We start from the raw sequence: 463 nt of genomic DNA on the forward strand, positions 1-463 counted from the left end.
CGTGCTGGCCGAGGTTGAGATATAGGGACTCAAGCATCCTAGCCTCCAGCAATCGCGCCTGAACGCCGATCGCCGAGAGGTTATTTGGAAGCGCACTGCACGGCTTCGGACTCTAGGCCTTCGGAAGATGGCGGACACTAACAATTGTTACAATGCACCCCATCATACTGAAATGCCATCGCCGCGGAACAATGGCGATCAACCCGAATTAGAACACGATGATAGCGTCGGGTTTTCCGAAGATGCAGCGCTTCTATTTTGACGTCTACGACTCGGATGGTCCAGAGACGGACACCGAGGGGCAATTGTTAGAGACGCCCGAACGAGCAAGAAGAGAGGCGCTTCGGATATTGCACGACATCGCACACGACGAGATGCCGGATGTCAATCTTGTGACGATCACAGTCAAAATCCGAACCGACGGTGATCGGCAAATTTTCGAGGCGTCACTCACCCTGACATC

General features: G+C 53.8%; 1 protein-coding gene. It reads left to right on the top strand.

Annotated features, from left to right (window positions below; genetic code table 11):
- Nucleotides 1-242: 242 nt before the first annotated feature.
- On the top strand, nucleotides 243-463 hold a 221-nt coding region (locus AC0L3I_RS36995; protein ID WP_473530241.1), incomplete at its 3' end, for a DUF6894 family protein.

The sequence above is a fragment of the Mesorhizobium sp. WSM4840 genome, from assembly GCF_055811755.1.